At 63.6% G+C, this 13,913-nt stretch carries 13 protein-coding genes; 3 read left to right on the top strand and 10 right to left on the bottom strand.

Annotation, left to right across the window (positions count from 1 at the left end; translation table 11 throughout):
• Positions 1 to 79: 79 nt before the first annotated feature.
• The 3 genes from ACWEWT_RS24250 to ACWEWT_RS24260 form a co-directional block, all read right to left on the bottom strand.
• Entirely contained in the window at positions 80 to 910 is an 831-nt protein-coding gene (locus ACWEWT_RS24250) for a mycofactocin-coupled SDR family oxidoreductase (protein WP_452562205.1), read from the bottom strand.
• A gap of 166 nt (positions 911 to 1,076) precedes the next feature.
• Positions 1,077 to 1,889, bottom strand: coding sequence for a MaoC/PaaZ C-terminal domain-containing protein (locus tag ACWEWT_RS24255; protein WP_452562207.1), 813 nt, complete (start codon positions 1,887 to 1,889; stop codon positions 1,077 to 1,079).
• Positions 1,890 to 2,139: 250 nt separating this feature from the next.
• The gene (locus ACWEWT_RS24260) at positions 2,140 to 3,642 is read right to left on the bottom strand and encodes an MFS transporter (protein ID WP_452562209.1); all 1,503 of its coding nucleotides are present in this window, start codon (positions 3,640 to 3,642) and stop codon (positions 2,140 to 2,142) included.
• A 495-nt stretch (positions 3,643 to 4,137) separates the two neighbouring features.
• Here ACWEWT_RS24260 and ACWEWT_RS24265 point away from each other — a divergent pair, with 495 nt between their 5' ends.
• Positions 4,138 to 4,878 carry an SDR family NAD(P)-dependent oxidoreductase gene (locus ACWEWT_RS24265; RefSeq protein WP_452562210.1) on the top strand — a complete coding sequence of 247 codons (741 nt, stop codon included), beginning with the start codon at positions 4,138 to 4,140 and terminating at the stop codon, positions 4,876 to 4,878.
• Positions 4,879 to 4,931: 53 nt separating this feature from the next.
• On the opposite strand, the gene ACWEWT_RS24270 is transcribed toward ACWEWT_RS24265, so the two are convergent.
• The 3 genes from ACWEWT_RS24270 to ACWEWT_RS24280 form a co-directional block, all read right to left on the bottom strand.
• On the bottom strand, positions 4,932 to 5,810 hold the full coding sequence (locus tag ACWEWT_RS24270; protein ID WP_452562211.1) for an SDR family NAD(P)-dependent oxidoreductase: 879 nt from the start codon (positions 5,808 to 5,810) through the stop codon (positions 4,932 to 4,934).
• Between the two features lie 22 nt (positions 5,811 to 5,832).
• Entirely contained in the window at positions 5,833 to 6,543 is a 711-nt protein-coding gene (locus ACWEWT_RS24275; protein ID WP_452562213.1) for a hypothetical protein, read from the bottom strand.
• Positions 6,544 to 6,699: 156 nt separating this feature from the next.
• The gene (locus ACWEWT_RS24280) at positions 6,700 to 8,139 is read right to left on the bottom strand and encodes a cytochrome P450 (RefSeq protein ID WP_452562215.1); all 1,440 of its coding nucleotides are present in this window, start codon (positions 8,137 to 8,139) and stop codon (positions 6,700 to 6,702) included.
• 98 nt (positions 8,140 to 8,237) lie between these two features.
• Between ACWEWT_RS24280 and ACWEWT_RS24285 the strand changes: the two genes are divergently transcribed.
• Positions 8,238 to 8,990: an SDR family NAD(P)-dependent oxidoreductase gene (locus ACWEWT_RS24285; RefSeq protein ID WP_452562216.1), complete on the top strand. Its 753-nt coding sequence runs from the start codon at positions 8,238 to 8,240 to the stop codon at positions 8,988 to 8,990.
• Between the two features lie 263 nt (positions 8,991 to 9,253).
• On the opposite strand, the gene ACWEWT_RS24290 is transcribed toward ACWEWT_RS24285, so the two are convergent.
• Positions 9,254 to 10,243, bottom strand: coding sequence for a phosphotriesterase family protein (locus ACWEWT_RS24290; protein WP_452562218.1), 990 nt, complete (start codon positions 10,241 to 10,243; stop codon positions 9,254 to 9,256).
• 13 nt (positions 10,244 to 10,256) lie between these two features.
• Positions 10,257 to 11,198: an SDR family NAD(P)-dependent oxidoreductase gene (locus ACWEWT_RS24295; RefSeq protein ID WP_452562220.1), complete on the bottom strand. Its 942-nt coding sequence runs from the start codon at positions 11,196 to 11,198 to the stop codon at positions 10,257 to 10,259.
• On the opposite strand from ACWEWT_RS24295, the gene ACWEWT_RS24300 reads away from it, so the two are divergent.
• Positions 11,167 to 11,937, top strand: coding sequence for an SDR family NAD(P)-dependent oxidoreductase (locus ACWEWT_RS24300; RefSeq protein ID WP_452562222.1), 771 nt, complete (start codon positions 11,167 to 11,169; stop codon positions 11,935 to 11,937). The genes ACWEWT_RS24295 and ACWEWT_RS24300 overlap by 32 nt on opposite strands.
• 62 nt (positions 11,938 to 11,999) lie before the next feature.
• On the opposite strand, the gene ACWEWT_RS24305 is transcribed toward ACWEWT_RS24300, so the two are convergent.
• On the bottom strand, positions 12,000 to 12,929 hold the full coding sequence (locus ACWEWT_RS24305; protein ID WP_452562224.1) for a TIGR03621 family F420-dependent LLM class oxidoreductase: 930 nt from the start codon (positions 12,927 to 12,929) through the stop codon (positions 12,000 to 12,002).
• Entirely contained in the window at positions 12,926 to 13,789 is an 864-nt protein-coding gene (locus ACWEWT_RS24310) for an alpha/beta hydrolase (RefSeq protein ID WP_452562226.1), read from the bottom strand. The genes ACWEWT_RS24305 and ACWEWT_RS24310 overlap by 4 nt, the downstream gene beginning before the upstream one ends.
• Between the last annotated feature and the right edge of the window lie 124 nt (positions 13,790 to 13,913).

Consider the following 13,913-nt stretch of genomic DNA (forward strand, 5'->3'; position numbering starts at 1 on the left):
TCGACACGAACTCGTGGCCGCCATTGCTCGTGGCCGCCATTGCTCGTTCCCGGCTGTGAGTTCCGGCAACGAGCCGGCATCACTTGCTGGTGAAGCCCGCGTCCACCGGCAGTGCCACGCCGGTGAGATAGCGGCCCGACTCACCGACCAGGTACAGAACCGCCTCGGTGACATCGGAAACCTCGACCATGAAGACAGGCATCGGATTCGACATGGTGGCCCCGCGTTCGGGGTCGGCGGCCACCCACGCCATCATATCCGGGTGCTCGACCATCGGGGTGCGTACTCCTGTCGGATGTACGGTGTTGACCCTGATCGAATGGGGTGCCAGCCAAGCGGAGAACGACCGCATCAGGCCGACGACACCGTGCTTGCTCGCAGCGTACGCGCTCGCGGCGCCGGAACCGTCACCACCACGACCGATCAGCCCTTGCGCCGAACTCGTGATCACAATGGCACCGCCTGCATCACGCTCGATCATCATCGGCGCCACGAGACTCAACGTGTTCCACACGCCCACGAGGTTGGTTTCGATCGTATCGACGAATACCTGCTGCGGGTCGGGCTCGACGGCCCGCTGGGGTGAGATCCCCGCGTTCGCCAGGGCGATATCGGGAACCCCGAACCGCGCCACTCCCGCTTCGAGCGCGGTCTCGAGTCCTGCCCGATCTCGGACATCGGCCGCGGCGGCGAATATCTTGCCCCCGGCGTCCTCGACCTGCGCTACGGTCTCGTCCAGATCCGCCTGGCTCGCCATAGCGTACGGAACGCTATCGATCTGGGAGCAGATATCGACTGCGATGATCGACGCTCCCTCGGCTGCGAGGCGGATCGCGTGATTGCGTCCCTGCCCGCGCGCGGCGCCGGTAATGAACGCGACCCGGCCATCGAATCGTTTATCTGTACTCATCATTTCCCTTCGTAGTCGCCCGCTCGCACCCCGCTCTGATCACTCAGAACGGCCGGCACGAGCCGGATCAGAGGTCCGCCTGTTCCGATCGGTAGGCAGTTCGCCCCTGGGAGATCGCGCGTCGCCTCAGCGGCCCGGCGAGAGTGAACCGGTAGCACGGTCCCGCTCAACCGAATCTCACCCGGCCGTCGCTGAGAACGCGCCGGTCGGCGACAGTTACCCCGAACGAGGTGCCGGCCGGGCTCTGTCCGTCCGTGCCATCGCCCAGACCGATCTCGAGGACACTGCCCGGATAGACGGGAGCGACGAACCGGGCTTCGATCGCACGTAATTCCCACGGCTGTCGTTCCAAAGGTTCGGCCAGCGCTTTCGCCGCGGAACCGAGGGTGCACAGACCATGGAGGATGGGGCGATCGAACCCCGCTGCGCGAGCGGCAGCAGGGTCGATGTGAATCAGGTGCCGATCACCTGTGAGACGGTAGAGAGCTGCCCGGTCCGGTGGAACGTTCACGGACACAGCGCTGCGCAGCTCACCGGTATGACGGTCGGCCGACGCCGGACGACGTTCGGTCGATGAGAATCCTCCCGCACCAGGGAGAATGATGGAGTATGTCGCGGAGAAGTATTCGCTCTCCGCCACGATGTCGAGGATCGCCGATCGGCCCGTATCACGGACCGATTCGATGTAACCGGCTACTTCGAAGACAGTTGCGCGCGGAAGCGATCCGTGCATGACCAGGGACTGTGCCCCGTGCAGAGCCTGAGCCGGCACGAATGCCCCGGCCTCCGCGGCCGAGTCGGCGACCCACAGCCCCAACGTCAGCGCGAAGGTCGGCAGAACCCGGAGATCCCGTTCGAAGACAAGTGGAATTTCGTCGGCTCGCGCTCCCACTGCCAGGGCATACAGGATCGCATCATCCTCGCTGTACTGCACCACGCGCGTTCCCAGTGGATAGCCGGCCCAATCCATGATCTTCATACCGCGACCCTATACTATTTGAGCAAACGCATGCTCAATTATCGAACCAAGGCGACCCTACCCCAACGGGGGCATACACCCATCCAGATAGCCCTGGCGCCCCACACTCGCGGCCACGCTCCGATGAACCGAAAACGACAACCGCGCCTCTGCACCGAGCGGACGGCTACCCCCCGGGTACAGAGGCGGACGCAGTTGCCGGATGTCGGCCCAACCCGGTTCAACATGCGTCCGCCACCGCTTCAGCGGCTCAATGCCCGACGACGTCGGCAGCGGTTTTCACCGATGCCACATCCGATGCTCGGCCATGAGGCAGGATCTTGAGGATCAAGAGCCCGGCCGTTGCGAACACCGCGGCGACGATGAAGGCGATGCGGTATCCCTCACCGCTGAAGAAAACACCGTCACCGGAAGCGATCACGTGCATCGCCAGCAGCCCGAACGCGATCTGGGCAGCGAGCGCGCTGGTCAAGTTCTGCGCAGACAGCATGATCGACGACGTGATGCCCTGCTTCTCCGGAGGCGCGGATTGCAGCACCAGGTTGGGAAGCCCACCGTAGGTGAAGCCCATGCCGAGGCCGAACACGAGCAGCAACGTCACCACCTGCCACGCCTCGGTATGCCAGAGCGCCAGGCCCCCTGCGCCGATGATCAGCGCAGAACATCCGAATACCATGGGGTACCGAATTCCCCAACGCGCTGCCCGAGACCCGCAGAGCAGCCCGCCGAGGACCATCGCCGCGCCCATCGGCGCCATGTACACCGCGACACCGGACGCATCGGTGCCGAAACCGGCGTCCCCGCCGATTTCGCGAGGCATCTGGATCATCATCGGCACCAGGGATACGACAATCGCGGTGGTTCCGTATACCGCACCGTTGAGCACCAGGGTGGTCCATCCCGAACGCGCACGCAGGATGCCGATCTCGATGATCGGCTCCGGGAAGCGACGGTCCCACCACAGCCACACCAGGAAGCACCCGACACCGAGCGCCGTCAGTCCCACGAACCGAGACGAGGTCCACCCCCATCCGGCCGCTTGCCCCAGGGCATACACCAAGATCGCACCCCCGCCACCGAGCAGCAAGGCACCCAGCCAGTCGAGCCTGGACTTGACCCGAAGCGGCGACTCCGGCAACAGCAGGAGCACACCGGCAATGCATCCGATCTGGTAGATCGCCAGGAACCAGAAGACGGACAACGCACCGAACGTGTCGATCATCCATCCCGCAATGAAGGGCGCAACGACAAACAGGACGCCCGCGCCGGTAAATGTCACTGTGACAGCGAAGGCAATCAACGCTTTGGGAAAAACATCACGAATCAACGAGTACCCGAGAGCCGGCACCACATACAGCAACCCTTGCAACCCACGACCGACGAGGAAGACCTCGTAGGTGGGTGCCATGGCCGAGATGATCGCCCCCAACGCCGACAGCGCAGTAACAACGACCAGTATCAATCGCTTGCCTCGAAGGTCGGCCAGCTTGCCGATGAGCGCGACAGCGACAGCGGTCACCAAGTTCGCAATCGTCACCGTCCAGCCGATATTCGTCGCGTGAAAGTGCGCTCCGATCCCGGGAAGCGCGGTGGCGACGAGCGTGTAGGAGAATGCCGCCAGTTCACCGAGCAGCACGACGACGATGAGGGCAGCTGCCCATCGCAGTGTCCAATTACGCTTCGGAACCGACTCGAGCGCCTCGTCCGCTGAACCACCACTCGATTCGGGCAAACGGGGGGGTGTTGTTGTCATCCACGTACTCCTGTCTTCCACCGATGACGCGTGACCCGACCAGACGTGGTCATGTGATGCGAGCCACAAATCGGCTGACGACACAGTATTTGCCCAAGCGCATGCTTGGCAAGATGCATTTTGATCCAGCCTGCTTGACGGCAGTTCCAGCAGCGCGGTCAAGGTCGGCGTGCGGGCTGCTCACCACCGGGCCGGGGACTGGGAAACCTGTCTCGGGTCAACAAACCGCCCACGCGCCACACTTGCTCCAAGTAGCCGGCCTAAAACTGAGACAAGCGATTGCGTAAATAGGTAAACTCATGGCCCCCGGTCGGCTTTCTGAGCATGCCGAACGCCCCGTCTCCAACCCGAGGTCGACGCGGCCCAACCTGATCCGGGCCGGGAAACGTCCGGCTGTTCGTTCTCATCCGCTCCTGACCACGCGAACATGTGACCGAACGCCGACCCCGCCACCCTTGATTGCGGCGGACCAGCACTAACGGAGGTGGAGATCTGATGGCTCGCTTCGAGGGCAAGACCGCACTGGTGACCGGCGCTGCCGGTGGCATCGGGCGTGCGGTCGCGGCCCGGATCGCCGCCGAAGGCGGCTCGGTGATCTGCACCGACGTTCGAGACAACCTCGGTTCGGAGGTGGTGCGCTCCATTGCCGACAATGGCGGCCGAGCGATCTATCGCCGCCTCGACGTCTCGTCCGAAAAAGACTGGAATACTGTGATTTCCGAAGCGGTCGGCACCCATGGCGGCCTGAGTGCACTTGTCAACAACGCCGGAATTGCGCATCCCCAGCTGGTGGAGAACACCCCGAAAGATCTCTACGACAAGGTAATCGCAGTGACGCAGACCAGCGTCTTTCTCGCGCACAGATCCGCGAGCGCGGCTCTGAAGGCAACCGGAAACGGTTCGGTAGTCAACGTGAGCTCGATCTTCGGGCTCGTGGGTGGCTTCGGATCGGCTCCTGCCTATGCCGCGGCGAAAGGGGCAGTCCGGACGCTGAGCAAGAATACCGCGGTCGCCTGGGCAAAGGAGGGCGTGCGAGTGAACTCGGTGCACCCGGGATTCATCGATACCCCCGGTCTCGGGGACGAGGGTCATGCACAGATGGTCACGCTGACCCCCCTGGGGAGACTGGGCACCGTGGAAGAAGTTGCGAACTTGATCGCGTTCCTGGCCAGCGATGAGGCGTCGTTCATCACGGGTGGCGAATTCGTGGTCGACGGCGGCTATACCGCGCAGTGAACATCCGGGTCGGCGCCCTGTGCGAGCTGGCGCAGGACACCGCCCGGTCTGTGTCAGTCGGGTCGACCTGGAGTACCTGTCTCGGTAGGGGGCTCATCGAGGCGGTCGACGGCCGCAGGCTGATGATGAAGCCGGCCGAGCAGCGCACCGAAACGCTTCCGGATGATCTCGTCGGAGATCTCCGGATGGGTATGGATCCATAGGTCGCCCCGCGCCATACCCGCGAAGGCGACCTCGGCGACCGCACGCGGCGCCATTCCCGATTCGTTCAGCAGGCTTCGCATCTGCTCCAGATGAGCCCGTGCCGGGCCCGACCCTTCCGGACTCGATGCCGATTCGAAGATGGATGTCTTCACCGGTCCGGGCAGCAGCGCGGAAATCCCGATACCCGTGCCCAGAACACCTATCTCCTGATGCAAGGATTCTGTCATCGCCAGCACTGCGTGCTTACTGGCGATGTACGGCACCTGCAGGCTTCCCACGCCGAGGCCGCCGACCGAGGCCACGTTCAGTATGTGGCCCCGCCCACTCGCAAGCATGCGGGGAAGAAAGGCCCGCACCCCGTGAAATGGCCCGCTGATGTTGACGCCGAGGGTGCTGTTCCACTGATCCAGGGGAATCTCCCACAACCACCCCGTGGTCTCCACCCCGGCGTTGTTGATCAGGAGATCGACGCGTCCCCACCGATGGTGGATCGTATCTGCCAGGTCTTCGACCGAGGCGGCCGAAGCGACATCCGCGGGTACTGCGACGACGTCGGCGCCGCGGGCGCGGAAGTTTGCGGTGATCCGCTCCAATTTGTAGGAGGCGATATCGGCGAGGGCGACACGCATACCCAGGTTCGCGGCGTGTTCTGCCAGACTCAGCCCGATTCCGGACGCAGCTCCGGTCACGACCGCTACACCGCCGGCGAATTTTTCGTGCGGGTCCACCGCCATCTCCGTTCGTTCGTGGTCAGCGTGCCGAGCCGTCGGCGCGCAACTGTCCGCCGGAAGGACTCAGCAGGGGGCCGGGGTAGGCCGCGAGATAGAGGTCGCGCGCGGGTGCCGTGTGGAACTCGGCAGCACGCCGATCCCAGTCGAGCAGACGTTCGTCGGGCGGAACTTCGGAGTCCAGGCCCAGGGCGGCGTCACGTGCGCGCAGGACGCCTACATGGCCGTCTATATCTGTCACCCACAGGCTCACAGCCTTTGTCCTGGTGAAGGCAACTTCATAGAGCCCGGCGAGAATATGGCCGTGATCAGCGAGCACCGGTGCGCGCTCAGCACGTACGGCGGCCAGATAGTCCAAGGCTGCACCGGGTCGAACATCCGCTATCTCCAGCAAGGCGAAGTCGCCGCGAATCCGATCCGCGGCGATGTTCTCCGGACGAGGACAGCCCGGCGCACCGACCAGCGGAAGGCTTGTCGCCTGGAATCGGACATCGTCGATCGATGACAGGAACATCGAATCCGGGACACCCTTGTAGAGGCTGATCACGTCACGCCATCCGCCATCCCAGCCGCCACGGCATTCGTAGAGCGAGAATGCCCGGAACTGGTCGTGACCGGTGACGCCGACCGCATACCACGCACCGATCAGATCGATCCCGTGCGCGCCGCCGGCCCGATCCGACTGGAGCATCGAGGCGGCGTTCTCCGAAGTGTCCGAGCGGGATTCGTCCACTTCTCGGCATGATCGAGTGATCCATTGCAGGAATCGTCGAGGATTCCCGCTGTTCATCGGCCTGAAATCGGTGATATCCAGTACGAATACCGGCCGGTGCATGTCAGCTCCTCCAGATCTCGAGTGTCGGCTGCACCCGGCCGGGCACGGGCACGATCATCCGGCGATATCCCACTCGACCGGAAGAGAGTTCATCGCCCTCTGGACCACGCTGACGCGATAGGCGGGCGCCGTATCACCGGCCAGCCGCAAGGATGGCAGCAACCGGGTCAGTACGCCGAGCACGACCCTGAGTTCCATTCGTGCCAGCGGTGCGCCCAAACAGTGATGGATACCCACCCCGAATCCGACATTGTCGCCGGCGTTCGAGCGATCGACGAGGTATTCCTCGGGCTCCGCGAACAGGTTGTCGTCGTGATTGGCCGCGTCTTGCAGGAGGAAGACCCGGGAACCCGCCGGGATCGTTGTACCGGCGATCTCCACATCCTCATTGGCGAAACGGAACCCACCGAGACCGGCCGAGTCACGCCGAAGCGACTCCTCGATCGCGTTCACATGCAGCGCGGAATCCGCCACCACCGCATCCCAGGCCCCGGGAGTAACCAGTAGCCGATGAACCAGGCCTGCGATCTGGTTGCCGGTGGTGTCGTTGCCGCCGAGGCTGATCGAGGTCATGATGTCGACGATTTCGCGATCGCTGAGCTCCGCGTTCCCATCCGCCACTGCGGTGATGACCTCGCTCATGAAGTCCTCGCGCGGTTCGCGGCGGCGCTGTTCGAGCAGCCGGTACATATAGCCCACGTACTCGATGTAGCCCTCGGCACGCGACCGTTGTTCTTGTGCGGGCATAGGAGTGAAAAACAATCCGAACCAGTCGTCCACCCATCGCTGGACCTTCTCGGTATCCTCGACAGGGATTCCCAGGAAGGCCGCGGTCACCCGGGCAGGTAGCAGACCGGCCAGATCCGCAACCAGGTCGGCGTGCCCCGCCGGCTCGAGTTGCTCGACCACTTCGGTGGCAAGAGCACGGACATCGGGTTCGAGCCGCCGCATGGCGCGCACCGAGAACGAACGCGAGACACTTCGGCGCAGACGTGTGTGCGACGGCTGGTCGACGCTTGCGAGGAAGGTGTCCAGCGTGGCGTTGTTGGCGACCAGCAGCTCCTCGACCTCGGGGTCGATGCGTGCTGCGGCCGCCAGGCTGCCGACCGATGTGAACCGTTCGTGGTCGAGGAATACGGTTCTTACGTCGTCGAGGCGCGTCAGGACGAATGACCCGAGTTCCTCACTCCAGAACACCGGCGCCTGTTGGCGCAGCCGGTGATAGAAGGCGAACGGATCCGCGACATGACGCGGCGAGGCGAGGTCGAAATCAGCCGCGTCGAAATCGTAAGGACACCAGCCACGGGACTTTTCCGGCGGATGCGCCGCTGCACCATGTGGATCGACTTCGGGCTGTGGATGGCTCACGGCTGTCTGCTCCTGGGGGATGGCTGGACTCGGGCCGTCGGCACTGGCACGAATCCCGCGAAACCGAAAATCGCCGAATGGCATAAAATTTGAACAAATGATAGGTCGGTTACCTACGTCACACAAGCCCTATCCGGTCAACCAACCAATCGCTAGCCTAATTACTGGGAAGGCTCGACTTCGTCGGCGCCCTGGGCTGGGCCAGGCCAGGAAGGAACATGAAGGTGACGAGACGGTTCGAAGGCAAGGTAGCGATCGTGACAGGGGCTTCTTCGGGCCTGGGGCGGGCGACCGCGGAACTGATGACGGCCGAGGGTGCCCGCGTCGTAGTCGCCGATATCGACGATGAGGCCGGTGGCCGGGTCGCTGCAGACTGTCGGGCAACATTCGTACACACCGATGTATCCGACCCGAGCTCGGTGACCGAGCTGGTATCCGGCACCATGCGACAGTTCGGACGGCTCGACGTCATGTGCAACAACGCAGGTGTCACCACCAACGCACCGTTACTGGACACCAGCTGTCAGGATTTCGATCGCATGGTCGGCGTGAACTTCGCGGGTACCTTCTACGGCACCCGCGCGGCCGGGAAGATCATGGTGGAGCAGGGCTTCGGTGCCATCGTCAACACGGCTTCCATCGGTGGATCCTTGCCCACCGAGGAAATGGCGGTCTACGGAGGCACGAAAGCCGCGATCATCGCGATGTCGAAAGCATTCGCCATCGAGGTCGCACCCCACGGCGTACGGGTGAATACACTCTCGCCCGGCACCATGATCACCGGGATGGTGCCCCAGGTGGAAGGTATCGTCACGATGCTGGACACGCTGCAGCCCTTGGGATATGCCGCAAACCCCGCGCAGATGGCGGCCGGTGTACTGTTCCTCGCCTCGGACGAGGCGGACTATGTAACCGGGCACGACCTCGTGATCGACGGCGGCGCCACCGCGGGGCGACGCGCGCTGGCGCTCCCATAAGAACCGAACAACCGTTTGCGGAGTACCCGGGTAACACCAGGCCAACCGATTCCGGCTTCGATGCGAGCGCCTTCCGAGGATGCCGATCGGGAGCGGCGAACCTTCGCCGCCCCCTCATCAGACAGTGTGCGTGTACTCGGGCCGGGGACAGTCCCGGCCCGCGAACCCGAAGCTTGCCGGTGCCGGCGCCGATGGGTCGCGGTTCGCGAGAGTGCGGGCCGCATCAGCAGGCGTCACGCGAGAAGCCACCAGATAGTGCCGGTCTAGTAACCGCCCTGTGTACCGAATATCTGCTGTGGATTCTCGATCAGCATCAGGTCGATCTGCTCCTGAGTGACTCCGCGTTCCCGCAACGCCGGTACGACATCCTGCGGAATGTGCGTCCAGCGCCAGTTCGGGTTCATTCGGCGGCGCCGAACAGGATCGGACATATCCGAGAAGCAGGAAGTGTCGTGTGACAGCACCATACGATCGGCGTAGCCGCGTTTGCACATTTCCGCGACGATCTCGACCCGCTTGTCGAACGGGACCGTTTCCAGCCCGAACCTGTCCATGCCGAGGTATGACCCGTTGGACGCCAGTTCCTCGAGGTAGTGGTAGTCGTCGGTATCACCGGAGTGGCCGATGATCACACGAGACAGGTCGACCCCTTCTTCCCGGAACACCTTCTGCTGATCGAGCCCGCGACGCAAGCCGGAGTGGGTGTGGGTCGTGATGGGAGCTCCGGTTTCCCGGTGAGCATGCGCAACCGAGCGCAGGACACGGTCGACATCCTTGGTCAAACCCGCCTCGTCCGTGACACATTTCAATATCGCGGCCCGGGCCGCCGTTCCGGTGATTCCCTCGGTGATGTCTCTGACGAAGAACTCGGCCAGTCGATCAGGTCCGCCGGCCGGTGTTCCGGGACCGCGGTAGTGGAAGTACACCGGCAATTCGTTGAGCACATAGGCGCCGGTGGCCACGATCACGTTCACATCGGCCTGCTCGGCCACGCGCACCACCCGGGGCACATACCGCCCGAGTCCGATGACCGTGAGGTCGACCAGGGTATCGAAGCCCTCGGCCTTCAGGGCAGCCAAGCGGCGCACCGCTTCGGCGATCTGTTCATCCTCGTCCCACTGCTCGGGATAATCGGGCCAATTCTGCTGGACTTCGGGGCTGGTCACGAAGATGTGCTCGTGCATCAGCGTTTTCCCCAAGTTCGCCACCGGAATCGAACCGGTGGCGGTAGCCACTGCCTTTTCTGATGTCATATCGGCGCGTCCTTCAGATCGGTGCCTGCGGGTGCACGATGTGATTCTGGGCGTGCCACGGCTGATGCGCCTGGAATCCACCGTCGACGATGATGGTCTGACCGGTGACGTACCGCGATTCCGGACCGGCCAGAAAAGTGATAACCGACGCCAGGTCCTCGGGCTCCGCGAATTCCGGAACCAGAAGATTCGCGTTGTACGCGTCGAGTTTCTCCGTCGAGAGGTTCTTCTGCGCGGTCGGACTGAGGATCAGCCCGCTGGCCACCGCGTTCACGCGGATACCACGTTTACCGTGAGAGGTGGCGACCGACCTGGTGAGCGAGTATTTCGCTGCCATCGAGGCAGCGTAGGCGACGTGGACGGTATCACCGCTGAAACCCGAGGTAGAACCGACATTCACGATGGTTCCACCGTCGTGCTGCTGCATGAGCGGGATTCCGTAGAGGATCCCCCAGACCGCGCCGTAGAAATTGACGGCAAAAGTCCTTTCCCATGCCTCCGCTGGGGTGTTTTCCACATTGACGTCGGCCGCTTCCACACCTCCGTAGGCGACAGCGTTGTTCACCAGTATGTCCAGTCGACCGAACGTCTTCCCCGTCTCCGCGACCAAGGCCTCGACGTCCGCTTCGACCCCGACGTCGGCAACGACAGCGTGCCCGCGTCCGCCGGCAGCCTCGATCTCTTGCTGAACCGCCGCCAGTTTCTCGGCTTGAATATCGTTCACCACAACCGACACCCCGGCACGCGCCAATCGCAGCGCCACCGATCTACCCACTCCTTGCGCCGCTCCTGTCACCACAGCCACGCGGCCTTGCCAGTCAGTCACCAGTACCTCCAGATCTATCGCTTCACTCCAGGCTACTAGATTGAACAAGCAATTGCTTGGTAGATTGGAGTGAGACTTCAGGGAAAGGGTGTAGAAGATGCTTGATTTCGAAAGCCGCTCGGGCGCCACGCTGGTTGCCGGCGGGACCGGCGGGATCGGCAGCGCGATCTGTCGGATCCTGGCGGCACGTGGAAGCAATGTCGCATTCACATACCACCGCAACAAGACAAAGGCAGCCGATCTGTTGGCAGACCTGGGTGCGTCGGGAGTGAAGGCCCACGCTCTGCAGCTCGATCTGAGCGACGCCGACACAACAGCCCGAGCCGTCGACGAGACACAACAGGCATTCGGCGGGCTGCACACACTGGTGTACGCCGCCGGCCCACATGTCCCTATGACACACCTGAGCAAGGTCACGCCGGGCGAGTTCCAACACCAACTCGACAACGACGCAGCCGCATTCTTCAATCTCCTGCACCCGGCCCTGCCGCACCTCCGCGTGGCCGGCGGCAGCATAGTGGCAGTCACAACCGCCGCGACACGCCGCTACCCGGTCCGTGACGGACTCTCGGCGGCCCCGAAAGGCGCCGTCGAATCCCTCGTGCGCGCAATCGCCGCAGAGGAAGGCCGATTCGGCATCCGAGCCAACAGCGTCGGCCCGGGCATGCTGACCGACGGTATGGCAGAGCGCCTGATCGGCTCCGGCGACCTCGACGAGCGCGCCCTCGAGGTCGCCCGCAAGAACATTCCGCTCCGCAAGTTCGGTGATGCACAGGACATCGCCGAAGCCGTGGCATTCCTGGCCTCTGACCGCGCCGACTTCATATCGGGACAGGCTCTGGACGTCGACGGCGGCTACGGAGTCTGAGGCCCTGTCGGGTCTCGGCCGCGCGCGGCACTGCGTGCGGCCGAGACCCTTCGGCGGGGAATTTATTCGCCCGCCAGCTTCTCGACCACAGGAATGAACGTTTCCAGGTCTTTGTCGTTGTGCAGGACGAAGAAGTTGAGGCCATGGGTGTCACGCCAGTACCGCAACTTGTCGACCATCTCACCGACATCACCCAGCAGAACCTGCGGCGTATCCGCCTGACGAGCGATGTTCACCGCACTCCAGTTCTCCTTGTCCTGCGGGATTCCGACCTGCTGGACACTCGTGCCGATGGCAATGTGGTCGAATCGTTCGCCTGCCGCCTGGCGGATGGTCTCGATCTTGCCGAGGAACGATTCCAGTCCGCCATCGCTCTCATCGGGCGCGCTTCCGTCCGCCCGCACCCTCAGCGTCAGGTTCACATAGTCTGCGTACTGCCCCGCCAACCGGAGCATCTTGGGCCCCCCACCAGGGAAAAGGAACTTGGGGAACGGTTTCTGGACCGGTTTGGGTTCCTGTACGAGTTCATCGATGGTGTAGTGCTCGCCTTTGAAGGAGAACGCACCCTCGCCCCAGACTCCACGCAGAACCTGGAGCGACTCCACGAACCTCTCGAAACGTACCTTCGGTGTGTCGAAGGCCAAACCGGCGCGGTCGTAATCCTCGCGCATCCAGCCGGTCCCGAGACCGACGTCGAGACGGCCGTCGGACAACAAATCCAGCGTCGCCAGTTCTTTTCCGAGAACGACCGGATGACGATAGTCGTTCGAGAACACCAGCGTCCCGATTCGGAGCTTGGTCGTCGCGGCGGCGGCGGCCGACAAGGCGGCGATCGGCGCGAAACGAGGCCCGACGAAGTGATCGGGCATCAACAAGGTGGTGAAACCGGACTGTTCGACCAGCCTGGCACGTTCGGCCCATTCCCGGCCCGATTCCGCTTTGCGAACCACCACACCGAATACGAACGGCTTCGCTGAGCCTTTTTCTGTCATTCAGGACCTTCCTCTCTACCAACAGCTACAGGCTGCTGCTGCCTGGGCGGCGATCCGGTCATCGCATGCAGCACGTCGAGCATGTCGCGAATGGTTCGACGGCTCGCCCGTGTACGTGGTGCGACACCGGTGTATCCGTGCGGGACGCCGGGGAATGTGTGGAACTCGACGGCGACGCCGGCCTGTTGCATGCGCACGGCGTACTGGAACGCCTCGTCGTGGAGGCAATCGAGTCCAGCCGCCGCGATATAGGCCGGCGGCAGGCCCGACAGGTCCCCGGCCGCGAAAGGCGAACCATAGGGTGGTGGTGCCTTCCGGACCTCCCCGAGGTAGTGCTGCCAGCAGACCTCGGCATCGTGCGCATTGAACACAGGCGAATCCGCCAGCGTGGTTATCGAGTGCATACTCAGAGTCGAGTCGAGAAAAGGGCACAGCAGCAATTGGCCGGAGACGGTGTCGGAGCCTTCGTCGCGCAGTCGAAGGGTGAGCGCCGCGGCCAGCCCCGCTCCTGCACTGGCACCACCGACGAGCAACGGCCCGTCACCGAAATCGGCGAATTCCGTGCTTCTCCCGGGTCCCGGTCCGAGTGCTCGCAAAGCCGCATAGCAGTCTTCGAAACCGGCCGGGTACGGATGTTCGGGCGCGAGCCGATAGTCCACAGACACGACAGCGATGCCGGCTTCCGCGGCCAGATGGGCACAGAGCCGATCATCCTCATCCGCGCTGCCGACGACATAACCTCCGCCGTGCATCCACACCAGCGTTCCGGCATCCGCGTGAAGCCCGGCCGGGACATACGCGCGGAGCGGAACATCCCAGCCATCGCTGCTACGAGCGGTGCGGCCGAGTTCGAGCCGCACATCCGACCGCCACCGAGTCTTCTCGGTGGATTCCGCGGCCGACTGGAACGCACGACGTTGAGCCGCTGGATCCTCGAACTGCAGCGCTGGAAAGTGTGCGAGTACGTCGACGAATTCGGGGTCC

Source organism: Nocardia sp. NPDC003963, from assembly GCF_053605105.1.

Bases quoted from the DNA above. Each gene is read 5' to 3' on its own strand.
- ACWEWT_RS24250 (WP_452562205.1), bottom strand. From the start codon at position 910: ATGAGTACAGATAAACGATTCGATGGCCGGGTCGCGTTCATTACCGGC.
- ACWEWT_RS24255 (WP_452562207.1), bottom strand. From the start codon at position 1,889: ATGAAGATCATGGATTGGGCCGGCTATCCACTGGGAACGCGCGTGGTG.
- ACWEWT_RS24260 (WP_452562209.1), bottom strand. From the start codon at position 3,642: ATGACAACAACACCCCCCCGTTTGCCCGAATCGAGTGGTGGTTCAGCG.
- ACWEWT_RS24265 (WP_452562210.1), top strand. From the start codon at position 4,138: ATGGCTCGCTTCGAGGGCAAGACCGCACTGGTGACCGGCGCTGCCGGT.
- ACWEWT_RS24290 (WP_452562218.1), bottom strand. From the start codon at position 10,243: ATGACATCAGAAAAGGCAGTGGCTACCGCCACCGGTTCGATTCCGGTG.
- ACWEWT_RS24300 (WP_452562222.1), top strand. From the start codon at position 11,167: ATGCTTGATTTCGAAAGCCGCTCGGGCGCCACGCTGGTTGCCGGCGGG.
- ACWEWT_RS24305 (WP_452562224.1), bottom strand. From the start codon at position 12,929: ATGACAGAAAAAGGCTCAGCGAAGCCGTTCGTATTCGGTGTGGTGGTT.